The sequence below is a fragment of the Peptoniphilus sp. KCTC 25270 genome (genome assembly GCF_021012875.1).
In the GTDB taxonomy this organism is placed as follows: Bacteria; Bacillota; Clostridia; order Tissierellales; family Peptoniphilaceae; genus JAJMZJ01.
Map to the genome: position 1 here is coordinate 537,244 of NZ_JAJMZJ010000001.1, position 16,473 is coordinate 553,716.

A 16,473-nucleotide genomic window follows, 5' to 3' on the forward strand; every position below is an offset into this window, starting at 1 on the left:
AATGGAAAACGAAAGCAAAAAAAGAGCACTAGATGAAGCCATTGCAAAAATTGAGCGAGAGTACGGAAAAGGTTCTATTATGCGATTGGGCGATGGTTTGGATTTGAATCTAGATGTTATTCCAACCGGAAGTTTATCTCTTGACATTGCCTTGGGAATAGGTGGGATACCAAAAGGGCGTATTATAGAAATCTATGGTCCAGAATCCTCAGGTAAAACCACTTTAGCCCTTCATATTATTGCAGAAGCGCAAAAACAAGGGGGAATCGCCGCCTTTGTAGATGCTGAACATGCCCTAGATCCTTCTTATTCAAAAGCTCTAGGAGTGGATACAGAAAATCTAATTATTTCCCAACCAGATACTGGTGAACAAGCATTAGAAATTACAGAAAGCCTTGTGCGTAGTAATGCGGTAGATGTTGTTGTAGTGGATTCCGTTGCTGCTTTGGTTCCTAAGGCCGAAATTGATGGCGAAATGGGAGACAGCCATATGGGCTTGCAAGCAAGACTTATGAGCCAAGGACTAAGAAAATTAACTGGTGCCATTAGTAAATCGAAATGCTCCGTTATCTTCATTAACCAATTGAGAGAAAAAATTGGTGTTATGTTTGGAAATCCTGAAACAACCACAGGGGGTAGAGCATTAAAATTCTTTACATCTGTTCGTATGGATATTCGCCGTATTGAAAGTTTGAAAAAAGGCGATGAAATCATCGGGAACCGAGCTCGTGTTAAAGTGGTAAAAAACAAAGTAGCTCCTCCTTTTAAGCAGGCAGAATTTGATATTATGTATGGAAAAGGAATTTCAAAAGAAGGTAATATACTCGATGCAGCTGTTGTCGCTGGAATTGTCGATAAGTCAGGATCCTGGTTTAGTTATGGAGATATTAAATTGGGCCAAGGAAGAGAAAATGCGAAAAACTTTTTTATAGAAAATCCCGATATTGTCCAAGAAGTTGAATCCAAAGTTCGTGAAAATTTTGGTTTGGCAAAAAGTGAAGAAAAAACAGAAGGGGAGGAGTAATCTTTGAGATTCCTCTATTTTACAGATAGTCATATTCGTGGAACGAGTCCAAAATCACGAATTGATGATTTTTTTCTAGCCGTACAAAAAAAACTTATAGAAATTGTAGAATTATCAAAAACCTATGAAGTGGATTATATTTTACATGGCGGCGATCTTTTTGATCGCCCAGATGTTTCCATTTCGGTAATCAATGAAATTGCTCCTATTTTACAGCAATTTGAAGTTCCTCTTTATTCGATTAGTGGAAACCATGATATCTATGGTCATAACCCTAAGACCTTGCATAGAACTACGTTAGGATTATTAAATGCTTTAGGGATTGTAATTGACTTAAATTACAAAAGCATCTTACTTGAGAAAGAAGATACTTGCGTACAATTATCTGGATCTCCTTATATTTATGGCATTGATAGAGAAGAGCATCGCCATTTGTATATCGTTGATAAAGTAGACCCAAAGGCAACTTTCTCTATTCATTTGGTACACGGATTTTTAATGGATAAAAAATTTTTGGCCCAAGTACCTCACACGCTTATTTCAGAAATAAAAGAAACCAAAGCTGATTTAACCATTTGTGGCCATTACCATTTTGGATTCAAAGAACAAGAAATTGACGGTAAGAAGTTCATCAATCCAGGTTCCATTGTTCGTATATCTAATTCTACGGTTGAAATCAATAGAAAACCGAAAGTTCTTCTTATTGATGTAAATGGAAATCAATGCGAAATGAAAGAAATTTTCTTAAAATCTGCTAAAAATGGGAATGAGATTTTGGATCGAACAGAAATAGAAACCCATCGTTTCAAAAGACAAGAAATGTTGTCTTTCAAAGAAACCATTGAACGAACTACCAATTTGAATAAAGTAAATTTTATCGATTTAATTACGGAAATTGCTACAAATTATGAAATCGATAAGGAAGTGCGAGAAGAAGCTTTGGATCGAATTGCTCGTATTCAAGAAGAAGGAAAGAACTAGTTGTTATGTATATAAAAAAACTTATCCTAGAAAATTTTCAATCTCATAAATATTCAGAATTAGATTTTTCTAAGGGTATGAACGTAATTGTAGGCCACTCCGATAGTGGGAAGACCTCTATTTTACGGGCTATCCGCTGGTGCTTATACAATGAGCCGGGAGGAATCGATTTCTTGAGAGAAGGGGAACGCCAAATTTCTGTTACGATTCATTTTCAAAATGGGGTAATTCTAACTCGACTTCGTTCTCCAAGTAAAAACCAGTACATCCTTCAAAAACCAAACGAAGAAGATTTAATTTTAGAAGGATTTGGAACCCTAGTCCCATTCGAAGTGGAGGAAAGCACTCGCATTTCAAAAACAAAATTAGACGATAAAAGAGCCTTACCTTTGAATTATGCTGCCCAATTGGATGGACCTTTTCTTTTGAACGAAAACGATTCCTTTAAGGCCGCTTCTATTGGTAGGCTTGTTGGAGTGCATATTATTGATGAATCCATGAGGGATACTTTACGGGATAAAAAACAAATTACTTATGACTTGAAAAAGAAAAAAGAACAGCAAAAAGATCTTGAAAAACAGTTGGAATCTTTTGACGGATTGGATGATATGATCTTTAAGCGAGATAAAGTATCTCATTATATGCACCAAATTGATGAAATACAGAAAAAAATTTCTCAACTTTCTATCTTTCAAGGAAAATTTTCCCTCTTAAAAGAAGAAATGGAGAAGGCAAGACGTACAATTGCAGATCTTAATATTTTAGAAGAGCTTGAAATCCTGCTTCTTACAATGGAAAATAAATCCAACTTAGAAAAAAAGGTTTCTACCATTTGGAAGAAATTTTTAGAGAATCAGGAAAAAATAGCAAAAGAGAAAGAAATATTATCTTATTATAAAGATTTATCTTCCTTACAATCTTATCAAAGTTTATTACAAGAAAAACTAAATATTTACAATCAAGGTTCACATTTTTATAACCGTTGCCAAAAAATCTTGGAAGAGAAAAAAGAAATTTCTCTCTCTTTAGAAAATTTTTCATCCATTGAATCGATTGATGTAGAAACCTTGCATACCTTAAATCAAAAATATTCTTTGTTATTTCATTTGAATCAGCGATTAAAAGATGTAAAAGGAAGAATTCAACTTGGAATTGAATACACAGAACAATTCCAAAATATTTCTTCTTTAGAAGAATTATTGTCGAAAATGGAATCTTCTCGAAATCTATGGAGAACCCAACAAGAACTTTATAAAAAATACCAAGAAATAAAATCCCATAGAAAAAATTTAGAATCAGCCTATAGTGATGCATTGGAGTCTTACAATCACTTATATCATTCTTTGAATGATTCTCTATTGAAAATGGGAAGATGCCCTCTTTGTAATCAAAGGATAGAGGGGGATGCTATGGAGCACATTATCCATAATTTAGGAGGAGAAGAAAAATGAACTACGATGAACAATTAAATGTACTTTCTAAAAAGTTAAATGTCGCAAAAGATACCAAAAATCGTGCCGAATGGAGATTGGAAGAATTAAAAAAAGAAGAAAAAAAACTTAACGAAGAAATCCAAGCTCTAGGCCTTAAACCAGAAGATTTAGAGTCTCATATAAAAAGCCTAGAAAAAGAAATGGAAGAACTTTTCCAAAAAGCAGAATCTTTACTCCCTAAGGATCTAAAATAATGAACTATGATGAATTAAATCAATCTTTCCAAAGATTAAATTTATTTGTTGAAAGGGAAGAGGGTAAACGACAAATTTTAGAAGAACAGTTATACCAGCTCAATCAAAGTATGGCCAATGAACAAGAAAGGGAAATACTTCTAGAGAGTGTTGTACTCCTTTTCCAACGAGTGGCTGATTACGCAAGAACACAGGCAAAATCTCAAATTGAAGATTTGGTTACCAAATGTTTGCAGTTTATATTAGAAAACGACATAGAGTTTATTGTCGAATTTTCTGAGAGCCGTGGACTGCCTTCTGCTAGCTTTTATACGAAATCGAACTATGAATCTTATAGTGTAAAAACTAGACCTGAACTTTCTAAAGGAGGAGGAATCGTAGATATTATTTCCATTGCTTTACGAATTGCTTTTTTAGAAATTCATAAGCCAAGGTTGGAAGGTCCTCTCTTTTTAGACGAGCCCGGTAAACACGTAAGTAATGATTACATTTATAATTTGGGAGAATTTTTACGAGAATGTTCTGTTTTATTTGACCGCCAGATTATAATGGTTACTCATAATGACTATTTGGCTCAGATTTGTGATTCTTCTTTTAAGGTGATTATTAAAAATGGAATCAGCCAAGTTGAAAAAATTCCAATAGATAGCTCTCACTAGATTTTCAATTATATTTCACTTTTTCCCACAGAATATAGTGAAATATGATATAATTAAAACATAGGTAAAACCTAAATTTGTTATTTGAAAATTAAATATTAGGAGGTGTTCCATTGGAAATTGTACCAATCATTATACTCACAATGGTCTTTGGGATCCTCGGACTTGCAATTGGTTATTTTATTCGTAAAAATTTAGCTGAAGGAAAGTTAAATCGCGCGGAAGAGTTAGCCACTAAAATCATTATCGATGCAGAGCGAGATGCCGAGAATAATAAACGGAATCTCTTACTTGAAGCTAAAGAAGAGATTCACAAAATGAGAGATGTGGCTACACGAGAAGTAAACGTTCGAAGAGAAGAATTACAAAAGATGGAAACTAGACTTTTATCCAAAGAAGATCTTTTGGATAAAAAGGGTTTGTCTTTGGAAAGAAAAGAAGAACAAATCCAAAATCTCAAGGACAGTATCTTGGAAAAAGAAAAATCCGCTGAGGATTTATTACTTGCAAGAACTACCGAGCTAGAGAGAGTTTCTTCTTTAACACAAGACGAAGCCAAACAATTGCTTTTAGCCGAGTTAGAAGGTTCGCTGATTCAAGAGTCTGCTCTTATGATTCGTGAAAATGAACAAAAAGTAAAAGACGAAAGTCGCAAAATTGCTCAAAATGTTATCGTTCATGCGATTCAAAGAATTGCCGCAGATCAAGTTGCCGAAAGTACCGTCTCCGTTGTAAATCTACCAAATGATGAAATGAAAGGTAGAATCATAGGACGAGAAGGCCGAAACATTCGTGCCATTGAATCCCTTACAGGAGTGGATTTGATTATCGACGATACACCAGAGGCTGTTGTATTATCTTCATTTGATCCAATTCGCAGAGAAATTGCCCGTTTGACCTTAGAAAGACTTGTTCAAGATGGAAGAATTCATCCAACTAGAATTGAGGATACGATTGAAAAATCAAGACAAGAAGTAGAACAGGTGATTAAAGAAAGCGGAGAGCAAGCTGCTTACGATGCAGGAGTTCACGGATTGCATCCAGAGTTGATTAAATATTTAGGCCGCTTAAAATATCGTACAAGTTATGGTCAAAATGTACTCAAACATTCTGTGGAAGTTTCTCAAATTGCAGGACTCTTAGCCGATGAAATTGGAATTGATTCTAAATTAGCAAGAAGAGCTGGATTGCTTCATGATATAGGCAAATCTATAGACCATGAAGTGGAAGGGCCACATGTTGATATCGGCGTAGATTTAGCGAGAAAATACAAAGAGCCTGAAGCTGTTATCAATGGAATCGAAGCACATCATGGAGATGTTGAATTCACTTCTCTAGAATCTGTTCTTGTTCAAGCCGCTGATGCTATTTCTGCTGCTCGCCCAGGTGCCAGACGAGAAACTATCGAATCTTATATTAAGCGCTTGGAGCAATTGGAAGAAATTGCCAATTCTTTTGATGGAGTAGAAAAATCTTACGCTGTACAAGCCGGACGTGAAGTTCGAATTATTGTAAAACCAGAAGTGATTAGCGAAGCTGAAGTTGTTACAACTGCTCGAAAAGTAGTAAAAGAGATTGAAGCTCAATTGGATTTCCCAGGACAAATAAAGGTAAATGTAGTTCGAGAAACAAGAGCTATAGACTATGCAAAATAATAAACCTGCTTAAGCAGGTTTATTTTTATTCTCTTTTATATTACAATACATTTGAAAGGAGGCGAATCAATATGTATATAATAGATGACTATTTAGATTACATGAGAGCATCTAAAGGCTCTTCTGAAAATACTATAAAAGAATATTATTATGATGTTCGTTCTTTCCTACGCTTTATAAAGAATCGGAAAGAAAATCTAAACCTTACACCAGAAGAAATGGAAGAATTGCCCATTGATACCATGACTCTTGAAGATCTTCAATCCATTCAAAAGCAAGATATCTACAGCTATGTTTCTTATCTAGATAGAGTTCGAAAAAATAACAATCGAACAAAGTATAGAAAATTATCCTCTGTTCGCTCTTTTTTTAATTATCTATGCAATAAAATGGATTTACTTCAATTAAATCCTACAGAAAATATAGATTTGCCAAAAATTGAAAAAAATCTTCCTACCTATTTAACTTTGGAAGAATCGATTCACTTCCTTAATTCTGTTAAAAATAAAGAGGGAAATTCTCTTTATAAAGCACGAGATTATGCAATTATCACTCTTTTCCTAAATACTGGAATGCGGCTTAGTGAACTTAGCTCCATTGATGTTAAAGACCTAAACTCCGATGGAAGTCTACGAATTATTGGAAAAGGTAACAAAGAACGAATGATTTATCTCAATACCTCTTGTAAAGAATCCATTGTAGAATATTTGAAAATTCGAAGTGAATCCAACTTGCCTAAAGATGGTCCATTATTTTTGAGCATGAGAAAAAATCGAATGAATAACCGAAGCATTCAACATATGGTAAAAAAACATTTACAAGAAGCTGGATTTGATACAGAAAAATATACCGTCCATAAATTGCGTCACACAGCGGCCACATTAATGTATCAATATGGAGATTCTGATTTAAGATCTCTACAAGAAATTCTTGGCCACGAATCCGTAACCACTACGCAAATTTATACACATGTTGGACAAAGCGAAATCAAACACGCTATGTATTCCAATCCTTTATCCAATCCAGAAAATCTGAAAGAGGACTAAAAAAAGAGGCCTCAGAATCCATTCTAAGACCTTTTTATTTTTTATTCATATCCATCTATGTGCTTCTTTTGGGTTTATCAGGATATAAATAGTCACAAAATTATTATTTTGTGACTATTTATATTTTTCTTTCTTTTCCTTTCTCTATTGAATGATACCTTCTCTTTCTTTCTTTTTTAGAAATATCTATGGAGCCTTTATGTTTTTTCTAAATAAAAAATAGAACGATAAAATAAACTTTACCGTTCTATTTTTTTATTTAGAACAATTTTTGATCCTGTTTGAAGCAAGGCAGATTCCAATTGATTGTCTTCTTTAATACGATCTATAACTACGCGAATATCTTCATCTTCATTTCTTATTTTTTCTGCCAAATTCCAAATATTATCTCCTGAATGAATGGTATAGATTTCTCTTTCATAATAAACGATTTTAGGAGAATCATTTTTTACTGTAATTCCCATGGACAGAAACATAGAAAGAATCAATAAAAAAATAACTTTTGACTTAGAATGAATTACGATTTTCTTTTTCATATATAACACCTCTCGAAACATTTGTTCGTACATCTGTTCTTATAATATCGAATATTTGTTCTTTTGTCAATAGGAAAAAGAATATATGTTTGAAATATACGTTCTGTTTTGTTATAATGAAAATATAGAAAAAGGAGATTCCATTATGTATGATGATTTAAGCAAAAAAGAATTAGATATATTATTTTTTATTAAGAGATTTTATGAGAAAAAAGGATTCCCCCCTGCAATTCGAGAAATTTGTGAAGGGACCAATATAAAAAGTACTTCTACGGTCCACTCCAATATGGAAAAATTAGAGTTGAAAAATTATATTCGTAGAGACCCTAGTAAACCTAGAGCCATTGAAATTGTTGCCCAGGACGATGATTTTTTACTTTCAAAAAAGAAAACTTCAGATATACCTATTTTGGGAAGCGTTACAGCTGGTTCCCCTATTTTGGCTGTGGAAAACATTACCGATACCATCCCCCTCTCCCTAGATTTTATTCGAGATCGTGAACTATTTTTCTTAAAAGTCAGTGGAGAAAGTATGATTAATGCTGGTATTTTTGACGGGGATCACGTTTTGATTGAAAGAACGACTACTGCAAAGAACGGAGAAATCGTACTAGCTTTAATCAATGATGAATCAACAATAAAAACTTATTATAAAGAAGAAAATCGCTATCGACTTCAACCAGAAAATGATTTTATGAGTCCAATTTACACAGATCATTTGGATATTTTAGGTAGAGTCATCGGCTTATATCGAATGTTGTAAATAAAAAAAGCAAGTGAATTTAGATCACTTGCTTTTTTTTATGAAAATATTTAACACATTTTCTAATGCAATCCGAATGTGTGAATAGGTTAAACCCCCTTGGAAATAAACGGTATAAGGCTCTTTCATTGGACCATCTGCTGAAAGTTCTATGCTAGAGCCCTCTATAAAGCCTCCTGCGGCCATAATAACTTGATCTACATACCCTGGCATATCCCAAGGATAAGGAGTCACATGGGAATCTACAGGGGAACTGGATTGAATCGAACGACAAAATTCTACTAAGTTTTCCCCGGTTTTTAATTCAATAGATTGTACAATATCACTTCTTGGATCTGTAGACCTTGGGATGCATTTGTATCCCATTTCTTCAAAAATTTTTGCAAATAAAATGGATCCTTTTATACACTGAATGACTCTTTCTGGCGCCAAAAATAGGCCCATTAATATATTTCTTGTTTGACCAAATGTCAGTCCACATTCTTTTCCAATTCCAGGGGCTGTTAATTGAGAGGCCACTTTATCAATCATAGATTCTCTTCCTACAATATAGCCACCAGTATAAGCCAAGCCTCCCCCAGGATTTTTAATTAAAGAACCCGCCATAATATCTACACCAATTTCTGTCGGTTCTTTGATTTCTGTAAATTCTCCATAGCAATTGTCCAAAAAAATGGTTGCTTGGGAAAATTTTCTTACTTCCTCTACTGCTTCTTGAATTTCTTGTACGGTAAAGGCTCTGCGATTTCCATATCCTGTAGAGCGTTGCATTATTATAAGCTGAGGATTTCTTTTTTCGAAAAATTTATTGAAAGACTCCAAATCCATTTTCCCATCTTTCAAAGGAATTTCTCTATACTCTCTCCCTTTTTGAATCAAGCTAGAAGGATCCTCACCAGTAATACCAATTACCTTTTGCAAAGTATCATAAGGACTTCCTGACAAAGAAAGAATCTCATCGCCGCTTTCTGTTAAAGCGTGTAATACCAAGGAAATGGCATGAGTTCCTGATACGATATTTGGACGTACCAAAGCGTCTTCAGTAAGAAAAATTCTAGAGTAAATGCTCTCTACTTTTTCTCTTCCAACGTCTCCATAGCCATATCCCGTTGTCCAATGAAAATCAGTAGAGGCCAAACGATTGGATTGCATTGCATCCAAAACTTTTTTTTGATTAAAATGTAGAATGGAATCCAAATCTGAAAAGCATCCTCTTAACTCTTCTTCTGCTTTTTCTATTCTTCTTCTACTCTCCATGTCCATTCTCCCCTTCTACTACCTTTAATATATACTCCACAGCCTCCTCATTTTTAGGATAAACATCCCGGTCAATAAAAATTGCATCCTCTTCCTTGCGAAACCAAGTTAATTGGCGTTTTGCCAAATTTCTGGAATGTTGTTGGATTTTTTCTATTGTCATCTCTAAAGAATATTCTCCTTCAAAATAAGAAACCATTTCTTTATAGCCAATGGTCCTCATAGGAGAAACAAAACCATATTTCTCATACAAAGTTTTGGCTTCCTCTACAAGACCAAGGCCTATCATTTTCTTTGTTCTTTCGTTGATAATCTCATAGAGTTTTTCTCTATCACGACGCACCACAAAATAATAGGATTCCCATTGTTCATTTTTCTTTCGAAGGTTTTTTGTATGGTTTTTCTTTCCAGATTTCGCCAATTCAATTCCACGAATCAACCTTCTATGATTTCTTAGATCAATGGTTTTTACACGCTCTGGATCTAGCTCTTCCAAAAGCTTTACCAACGCCTCTACCCCTTCCCTTTGGTAGATGTTTTCTAATTCTTCCCGTAATTTTTCGTCTACTTTTTCTTCAGAAAAATCTAGATCATACAAGAGAGAATGAATATATAGCCCCGTACCACCACAGACAATAGGAATTTTCCCTTTTGCCAAAATTTCTTTTATCTTCTCTGTAGCATCTCGCTGAAAATCTGCCACAGAATATTGTTCTTCTGGATTCATAATATCAATGAGATGATGTGGCACCATTTCTTGCTCTTCTTTGGTTACCTTAGCCGATCCAATATCAAAGCCTTTATACACTTGAACCGAATCTGCAGAGATAATTTCTGTATTTAGTTTTTGTGCCAAGTCTATGGCTAAATCAGATTTCCCTGAACCAGTTGGTCCAGTAATAATTATTACTTTCTTCATTCAAACCTCTCGTAAAAACATTTTTTCAAAAGACTGGTTGGTCATTTCAATCATGGTCGGGCGACCATGGGGACAGGAATAGGGAGTATCCATTTCTAATAATTCTTTTAACAAATTCATGGCCGTTAAAGAATTCATCTCATCTCCTGCTTTTATTGCCTTTCGACAAGCCATCCTCATAATTTTATAGATATTTTTTTCTGCCACATTGGTTCCCTCTTCAATTTCTGCAATGGCATCTCGCAAAAAAGAATTGTAATCTAGAACCAAAACACTATAAGGAACTTCTCGCAATAATACGTCTTCTTCCCCAAACCATTCTAAAGTAAATCCTAAAGAATCAAAGTAAGATAAATTTCCCATAAGTTTCATTTTTTCTGTTCTCGACAAAGAAAGACGAATGGGTTCCAACAAAACTTGTTTTTCTATACGTTTTTCAGACAACTCTTTGTAGAATTTTTCAAAAAGAATTCGTTCATGGGCAGCATGTTGATCCATAAAAAGAGCTTTTTTATTCTTTTTATCTTCAAAAATAATATAGGTCTTAAAGAGAACCCCTACAAAGTCCATAGAATCAATGGATAAATCCATCGATTCTACAAAAATACCTGGATCGTAATTTTTGATTTTTTGAAATGCAATGCTTTCTTCATGAACTTCTACTGGTTCTTTTTCACTTATTCTATCTTCTGACTCTTGTTCTATTTCTTCTTTAATTTCTTTTTCTTCTTCGTAAGCTTGTATTTTCTTCTCTGACTCCTCTTTTTTTGCTTTCGCTAAGTCAAAGATGGTTTCTCTCACCACGGTTTCTTCTTTAGGAGCTTCTTTTCTCTCATTATAAAATTTTGTTTCTGGGACTATGCGATGAGGAAATAAAACTCCGCGAACCAATTTCTCCAAAATATCTGTAATATAGTTCTCATTGGATAAACGGACATATTGTTTCTGTGGGTGTACATTTACATCTACCAAAACAGGATCTATAGTAAGATACAATACAAAAACCGGATATCGATTCAAAGGAATCAAGGTATGATATACAGAACGAATCGCTTTCGAAATTTCTATACTTTTTACCTTTCTCCCATTTACAAAAATATACTCTTTGTCTGGTCTCGAACGATGAATGCTATTATTCGATATAAATCCATCCACCTTATAAGACTCAGATTGAAAAGAAATCGGGAGCATATTTTCTGCATAATCTTTTCCCAACAAAGAAAATAAATGATTTTTTTTATTTTTTGAAGGATGCGAATGCAGCAATGTTTTTGATTTATATATTAAATGGAAAGAAATTTCGTCATGTCCCAATGCAATGGATTCAACCAAATCTAAAATACTTTCTAATTCTTTGCGAGTAGAACGCAAATACTTTTTCCGTACAGGTGTATTGTAAAAAAGATTTTTTACTAAAATAGAAGTTCCTTGAGGAGATCCAATTGGCAAAATTTGGTCCACTTCTCCATTGATTACATCTACTTTCGTTCCAATGGTTTCCTCTTCTGTTTTTGTAATAAGTTCCACTTGGCTCACCGAAGCGATACTTGCTAAGGCTTCTCCCCTAAATCCTAGCGTAAATAAATCTTCAAAATCCTCTATTTTCTCTAATTTTGACGTAGCGTGACGACGAAAAGCCATAGGAATATCTTCTTTGGATATCCCTATCCCGTTATCGGTGATTCGAATAGAATCTGTTATCTCATCCCCGATTTGAATCAATATTTTTGTTGCCTTTGCATCAATGGCATTTTCTACCAGTTCTTTACAAACAGAAGCAGGGCTATCAATGATTTCGCCAGCTGCAATTTGAGAAATGGTTTGATTGCTTAAGGGCTTGATTTTCCTCATCCATCTATCCTTTCTGCTTTTAGCTGAAGTTCATTCAAAATTTGTATTGCCTCAATGGGAGTCATTCGATTCACATTGAGTTTTGAAATATCCTCTAAAAATTTTTCTATTTCAGGGTTTTTCGAAGAATTTTGTACAGAAATGGAATCAAAATCCAATTGAACATCGCCTATTTTCCCAAAAGAGTCTTCCTTTTCTATTTTCTTCAAAACTTGATTTGCTCTTTCAATTACCCAATGATTCACTCCTGCTAACTTTGCTACTTCAATCCCAAAGGAGTGATTGCTTTCTCCCGGAATCATTTTTCGTAAAAATTGAATCTCTCCATCTACTTCTTCTGTCGCTATGGTCAGATTTTCCACCATTTCATATTTCTCTGACAATTCCGTTAACTGATGATAGTGCGTAGCAAATAGAACCTTGGACTTTGTTTTTTGACATAGAAATTCTACTGTAGCCCAAGCAATGCTTAATCCATCATTGGTTGAAGTACCTCTTCCTACCTCATCCAATAAAATCAAACTGTCCGAAGTTGTATCTTTCAAAATTTCTGACACTTCCATCATCTCCACCATAAAGGTAGATTGTCCTTTGGCTAAATTATCTGACGCCCCAATTCTTGTGAATACCCGATCTATAATTGGCAAATCACAATAAGACGCTGGGACAAAACTTCCCATTTGCGCCATAATAACAATCAGAGCCAATTGTCTCATATAGGTAGATTTTCCCGCCATATTGGGGCCTGTAATAATTTGAATTCTAGTGCCATCGCTTAACTCTGCGTCATTTGGGACATAGGCGCTGCGATGATTTTTTTCTACCATTGGATGTCGCCCGTCTTTAATAGAGATCTTTCGATCCATATTAAAAATCGGTTTAACATATCCATATTCATCGGCTACAAGAGATAACCCTAAAAGGGCATCCACTTCGCTAATTTTTTCCGCTAAATTTTGAATTTCATACAAATGAGAAAAAATCTTTTCTCGAATGGATTCCAAAATTTCTTTTTGTCGATGAAGAGCCTGCTCTTTTGAATGTAGAATCTGAGATTCCTGCTCTTTTAAGGCAACCGAATAAAATCGTTCGGACCCAACTAAGGTCTGCTTACGGATATAATCTTCTGGAGTCATGTCCAAATTGGACTTTGTAATTTCAAAGAAATATCCTAAAATCTTATTGTACTTAATTTTTAGATTCTTAATTCCTGTTCTTTCTTGCTCGGATTTTTCTAAATCCAATAACCACTGAACGCCCCCTTCGCTTTTTTCAAAGAGAGAATCCAATTCTTCATCAAAGCCTTCTAAAATATACCTTTGATCCACATAATTTATAGGAGGGTCTTCCATAATTCTTTTAGAAATATAGCCATATAAATCCTCTGTAGATTGAATTTTCTGACCATATTCTATCAATACAGGATTTTCTGATAACTCCAACTCTCTTTTTAACTGCTCAATAGAATAGAAACTTCTTTTTAATTGTTCTAAATCCTTTGGAGTCAAAGACAGCTGGGAGATTTTAATGGCCAAGCGATCAAAGTCATAAATACTTTTCAACTCCGTTTTCAAGGTATCTTGAATCATTCGCTCTTCTTGTAACGCAGAAATAAAATCTTGGCGATTTTGAATTCTTTCCATAGATAACAAAGGTTTTTCAATCCATTTTTTTAATCGGCGAGAACCCATGGAGGTTTGCGTTTCATCCAATAATTCGAACAATGTATCTGCCTTGGTAAACTCTGCAATATTTTTCGTTAGTTCTAGATTTAAGCGAGTATTTTCAGAAAGAATCATAGATTCATTCATGGTATCCAAAGTGATATGCCCTAAATGTTCCAAGGACCTCATTTGTGTTTGGGACAAATAATGCAAAATCATTTTACAAGGAAGAATAGATTGCACTTGATTTTCTTTTCCCCACTCTTCAATGGAGGAACTCAAATTGGAAATTTTAGAACTTGTGTTCGAATAAATGTTTTCTTCCTCTATTGGATTGAGCATGAAAAATTTCTGCTGTTTACAAATATTTTCTACAATAGAATAGAGAGGGTCTTTTTCCATTACTAGTAACTCAACCGGACGAATTCTTTGAATCGTCTCCTGAATGATTCTATTTCTATCTTCCTCTGAAAAAAATAAATTCTCTAAAAATCGAAATTCTCCCGAAAGATAATCGCAATAAGCAATAGATAGAGTTTGATTTTCTGAAGCGATAGCCATAATGTATCTCATTTCTGTGGAAGAAATAAAATCTGTATCGGAAAATGTTCCTGGAGTTACAATTTGTGTAATTTCTCTTTTCACGAGCCCTTTTGCCTCTTTTGGATCTTCCACTTGATCGCAAATGGCAACTTTATATCCCTTATTCACCAAGCGGCCCACATATTGCTGAGCTACTCGGAAAGGAACGCCGCACATAGGAATTTTTTCCTCTAATCCACCAGATTTTTTTGTAAGAGTTAAATCCAATAAACGGCTTACCTCAATGGCATCATCAAAAAAAAGCTCGTAAAAATCGCCCATTCGATAAAACAAAAAGGCATCTGGATTTTTGTTTTTTGTTTCTACATAGTGTCGCATGGCAGGCGTTAGCCTAGAAAAATCACTTTTCGATATCAATCAAATCACCCTCTAAAGAGAAAGTATTGGCACTTTGAATCCTTACTTTTACCATCGTTCCTATTTTACTTTCATCATAAGGCATATGAACCAATTTGAAAGTATCCGTACGTCCTGTCATTTTTTCTGGATTGTTTTTACTTTGTCCTTCAATTAGAACCATTTGTTCCGTTCCAACGAGTTTTTGATTCTTCTTATTTTGAATCCCATAAACCGTTTCCAATAAACGGTTAAATCTCTCACTTTTTACCTCTTTGGGAATCTGATTTTCCATATCATAAGCTCTTGTTCCTTCTCTTTTTGAATAAAGGAAGGTAAAGGCATTATCGTATTCAACTCTCTTTACCAAATCCAAAGTGTCCAAAAAATCCTCTTCGGTTTCATCTGGAAAACCCACCATAATGTCTGTGGACAAGGCTATATCTGGGCGAATCTTTCTAACCTTATCAATGATCTCAAAATAATCTTCACGAGTATAATGACGATTCATTAATTTTAATACGCGATTGGATCCAGATTGCACTGGTAAGTGTAAATAATTCGCTAGCTTTGGCAAATCTTTATAACAATTAATCAAATCATCAGAGATATCTTTCGGATGAGAAGTCATATAATTGATCCGCTCTAAGCCTTCAATTTCATGCAAAGCTCTCAATAATTCTGCAAAAGAAATTGGATTATCCAAAGATTTTCCGTAGGAATTTACATTTTGTCCCAACAAAATAATTTCTTTGACTCCGTCCTCTACCAAGGCTTTTGCTTCATCTAAAATATCTTCTAACTCACGGCTTACCTCTCTTCCTCTTGTATAAGGAACGATACAATACGTACAGAAGTTGTTGCATCCATACATAATATTGATATAAGCCGATTGGTTATTTGTAATATTTGTTCTTAGCTTATTGTCCAAATTGGAATAGGATTCTTCAATTTCAACATGGACGTCATTGTCTTCATCACTCGCTAAAATCAATTGTGGCAAACGATAAATATTGTTTGTACCAAAAATCAAATCTACAAAAGGAAATTTTTCTAAGACAAAATCTCTAGAAACTTTCCTCTGCATCATACAACCACAAACCCCTACTCGCAAATCTTTTTTTGTTTTTTTCAGATGCTTCAATCTGCCTAATCTACCAATAACCTTATCTTCTGCACTATGGCGCACAGAGCAAGTATTAATAATAATATAATCTGCTTCCTTCTCATCTTCTGTAGACACAAAGCCCATAGATTCCATTAGCCATTTAATTTTATCCGAATCATGTTCATTCATTTGACATCCATGGGTCTCAATCATAAATTTTTCTCCCCCATGGTTATCTTTTACTTTATCAATAAAAACATTTAATTCTTTGTTTAATGTATTTGTCATAATCTCCTCCACTAAAATTATATTATACCATATTTATAGGATAAGATTGGCAACAAAAAAAGACATACCAAAGTATGTCTTTTTTCATACGATTCA

The 16,473-nt window shown here is 34.3% G+C and carries 14 protein-coding genes; 8 read left to right on the plus strand and 6 right to left on the minus strand.

What is annotated here, in order from left to right:
* The first annotated feature begins 1 nt into the window (after nucleotide 1).
* The 7 genes from recA (at nucleotide 2) to LQU94_RS02615 (ending at nucleotide 7,052) form a co-directional block, all read left to right on the plus strand.
* A complete protein-coding gene (gene recA, locus LQU94_RS02585; protein ID WP_230634976.1) occupies nucleotides 2-1,024 on the plus strand; it encodes a recombinase RecA in 1,023 nt (340 codons plus the stop codon).
* A 3-nt stretch (nucleotides 1,025-1,027) separates the two neighbouring features.
* Complete coding sequence (locus LQU94_RS02590; RefSeq protein WP_230634979.1) at nucleotides 1,028-2,005, plus strand: metallophosphoesterase family protein; 978 nt, start codon at nucleotides 1,028-1,030, stop codon at nucleotides 2,003-2,005.
* Nucleotides 2,006-2,010: 5 nt separating this feature from the next.
* Entirely contained in the window at nucleotides 2,011-3,456 is a 1,446-nt protein-coding gene (locus LQU94_RS02595; protein ID WP_230634981.1) for an AAA family ATPase, read from the plus strand.
* Nucleotides 3,453-3,692, plus strand: coding sequence for a hypothetical protein (locus LQU94_RS02600; protein WP_230634983.1), 240 nt, complete (start codon nucleotides 3,453-3,455; stop codon nucleotides 3,690-3,692). Before LQU94_RS02595 ends, LQU94_RS02600 begins: the two co-directional genes overlap by 4 nt.
* Complete coding sequence (locus LQU94_RS02605; protein ID WP_230634985.1) at nucleotides 3,692-4,351, plus strand: ATPase; 660 nt, start codon at nucleotides 3,692-3,694, stop codon at nucleotides 4,349-4,351. The genes LQU94_RS02600 and LQU94_RS02605 overlap by 1 nt, the downstream gene beginning before the upstream one ends.
* Nucleotides 4,352-4,464: 113 nt before the next feature.
* A complete protein-coding gene (gene rny, locus LQU94_RS02610; protein ID WP_255702370.1) occupies nucleotides 4,465-6,006 on the plus strand; it encodes a ribonuclease Y in 1,542 nt (513 codons plus the stop codon).
* A 71-nt stretch (nucleotides 6,007-6,077) separates the two neighbouring features.
* Nucleotides 6,078-7,052, plus strand: coding sequence for a tyrosine recombinase XerC (locus tag LQU94_RS02615; protein ID WP_230634987.1), 975 nt, complete (start codon nucleotides 6,078-6,080; stop codon nucleotides 7,050-7,052).
* A gap of 239 nt (nucleotides 7,053-7,291) precedes the next feature.
* Here the strand turns inward: LQU94_RS02615 and LQU94_RS02620 are convergent, their stop codons facing one another.
* A complete protein-coding gene (locus LQU94_RS02620; protein ID WP_230634989.1) occupies nucleotides 7,292-7,588 on the minus strand; it encodes a LysM peptidoglycan-binding domain-containing protein in 297 nt (98 codons plus the stop codon).
* A gap of 145 nt (nucleotides 7,589-7,733) precedes the next feature.
* Here LQU94_RS02620 and lexA point away from each other — a divergent pair, with 145 nt between their 5' ends.
* On the plus strand, nucleotides 7,734-8,351 hold the full coding sequence (lexA, locus tag LQU94_RS02625; RefSeq protein WP_230696356.1) for a transcriptional repressor LexA: 618 nt from the start codon (nucleotides 7,734-7,736) through the stop codon (nucleotides 8,349-8,351).
* A 24-nt stretch (nucleotides 8,352-8,375) separates the two neighbouring features.
* Here lexA and LQU94_RS02630 read toward each other — a convergent pair whose 3' ends face one another.
* Genes LQU94_RS02630 through miaB form a run of 5 tightly spaced genes read right to left on the minus strand, consistent with a single transcriptional unit; the run spans nucleotide 8,376 to nucleotide 16,377 of the window.
* Entirely contained in the window at nucleotides 8,376-9,608 is a 1,233-nt protein-coding gene (locus LQU94_RS02630; RefSeq protein ID WP_230634991.1) for a methionine gamma-lyase family protein, read from the minus strand.
* The gene (gene miaA, locus LQU94_RS02635) at nucleotides 9,598-10,527 is read right to left on the minus strand and encodes a tRNA (adenosine(37)-N6)-dimethylallyltransferase MiaA (protein WP_230634993.1); all 930 of its coding nucleotides are present in this window, start codon (nucleotides 10,525-10,527) and stop codon (nucleotides 9,598-9,600) included. Before miaA ends, LQU94_RS02630 begins: the two co-directional genes overlap by 11 nt.
* Nucleotides 10,528-12,378, minus strand: a complete 1,851-nt coding sequence (mutL, locus tag LQU94_RS02640; RefSeq protein WP_230634995.1) for a DNA mismatch repair endonuclease MutL — start codon at nucleotides 12,376-12,378, stop codon at nucleotides 10,528-10,530. It lies immediately after the preceding gene.
* Nucleotides 12,375-15,002: a DNA mismatch repair protein MutS gene (gene mutS / locus LQU94_RS02645; protein ID WP_230634997.1), complete on the minus strand. Its 2,628-nt coding sequence runs from the start codon at nucleotides 15,000-15,002 to the stop codon at nucleotides 12,375-12,377. Before mutS ends, mutL begins: the two co-directional genes overlap by 4 nt.
* Nucleotides 14,986-16,377: a tRNA (N6-isopentenyl adenosine(37)-C2)-methylthiotransferase MiaB gene (miaB, locus tag LQU94_RS02650; protein WP_230634999.1), complete on the minus strand. Its 1,392-nt coding sequence runs from the start codon at nucleotides 16,375-16,377 to the stop codon at nucleotides 14,986-14,988. Before miaB ends, mutS begins: the two co-directional genes overlap by 17 nt.
* Between the last annotated feature and the right edge of the window lie 96 nt (nucleotides 16,378-16,473).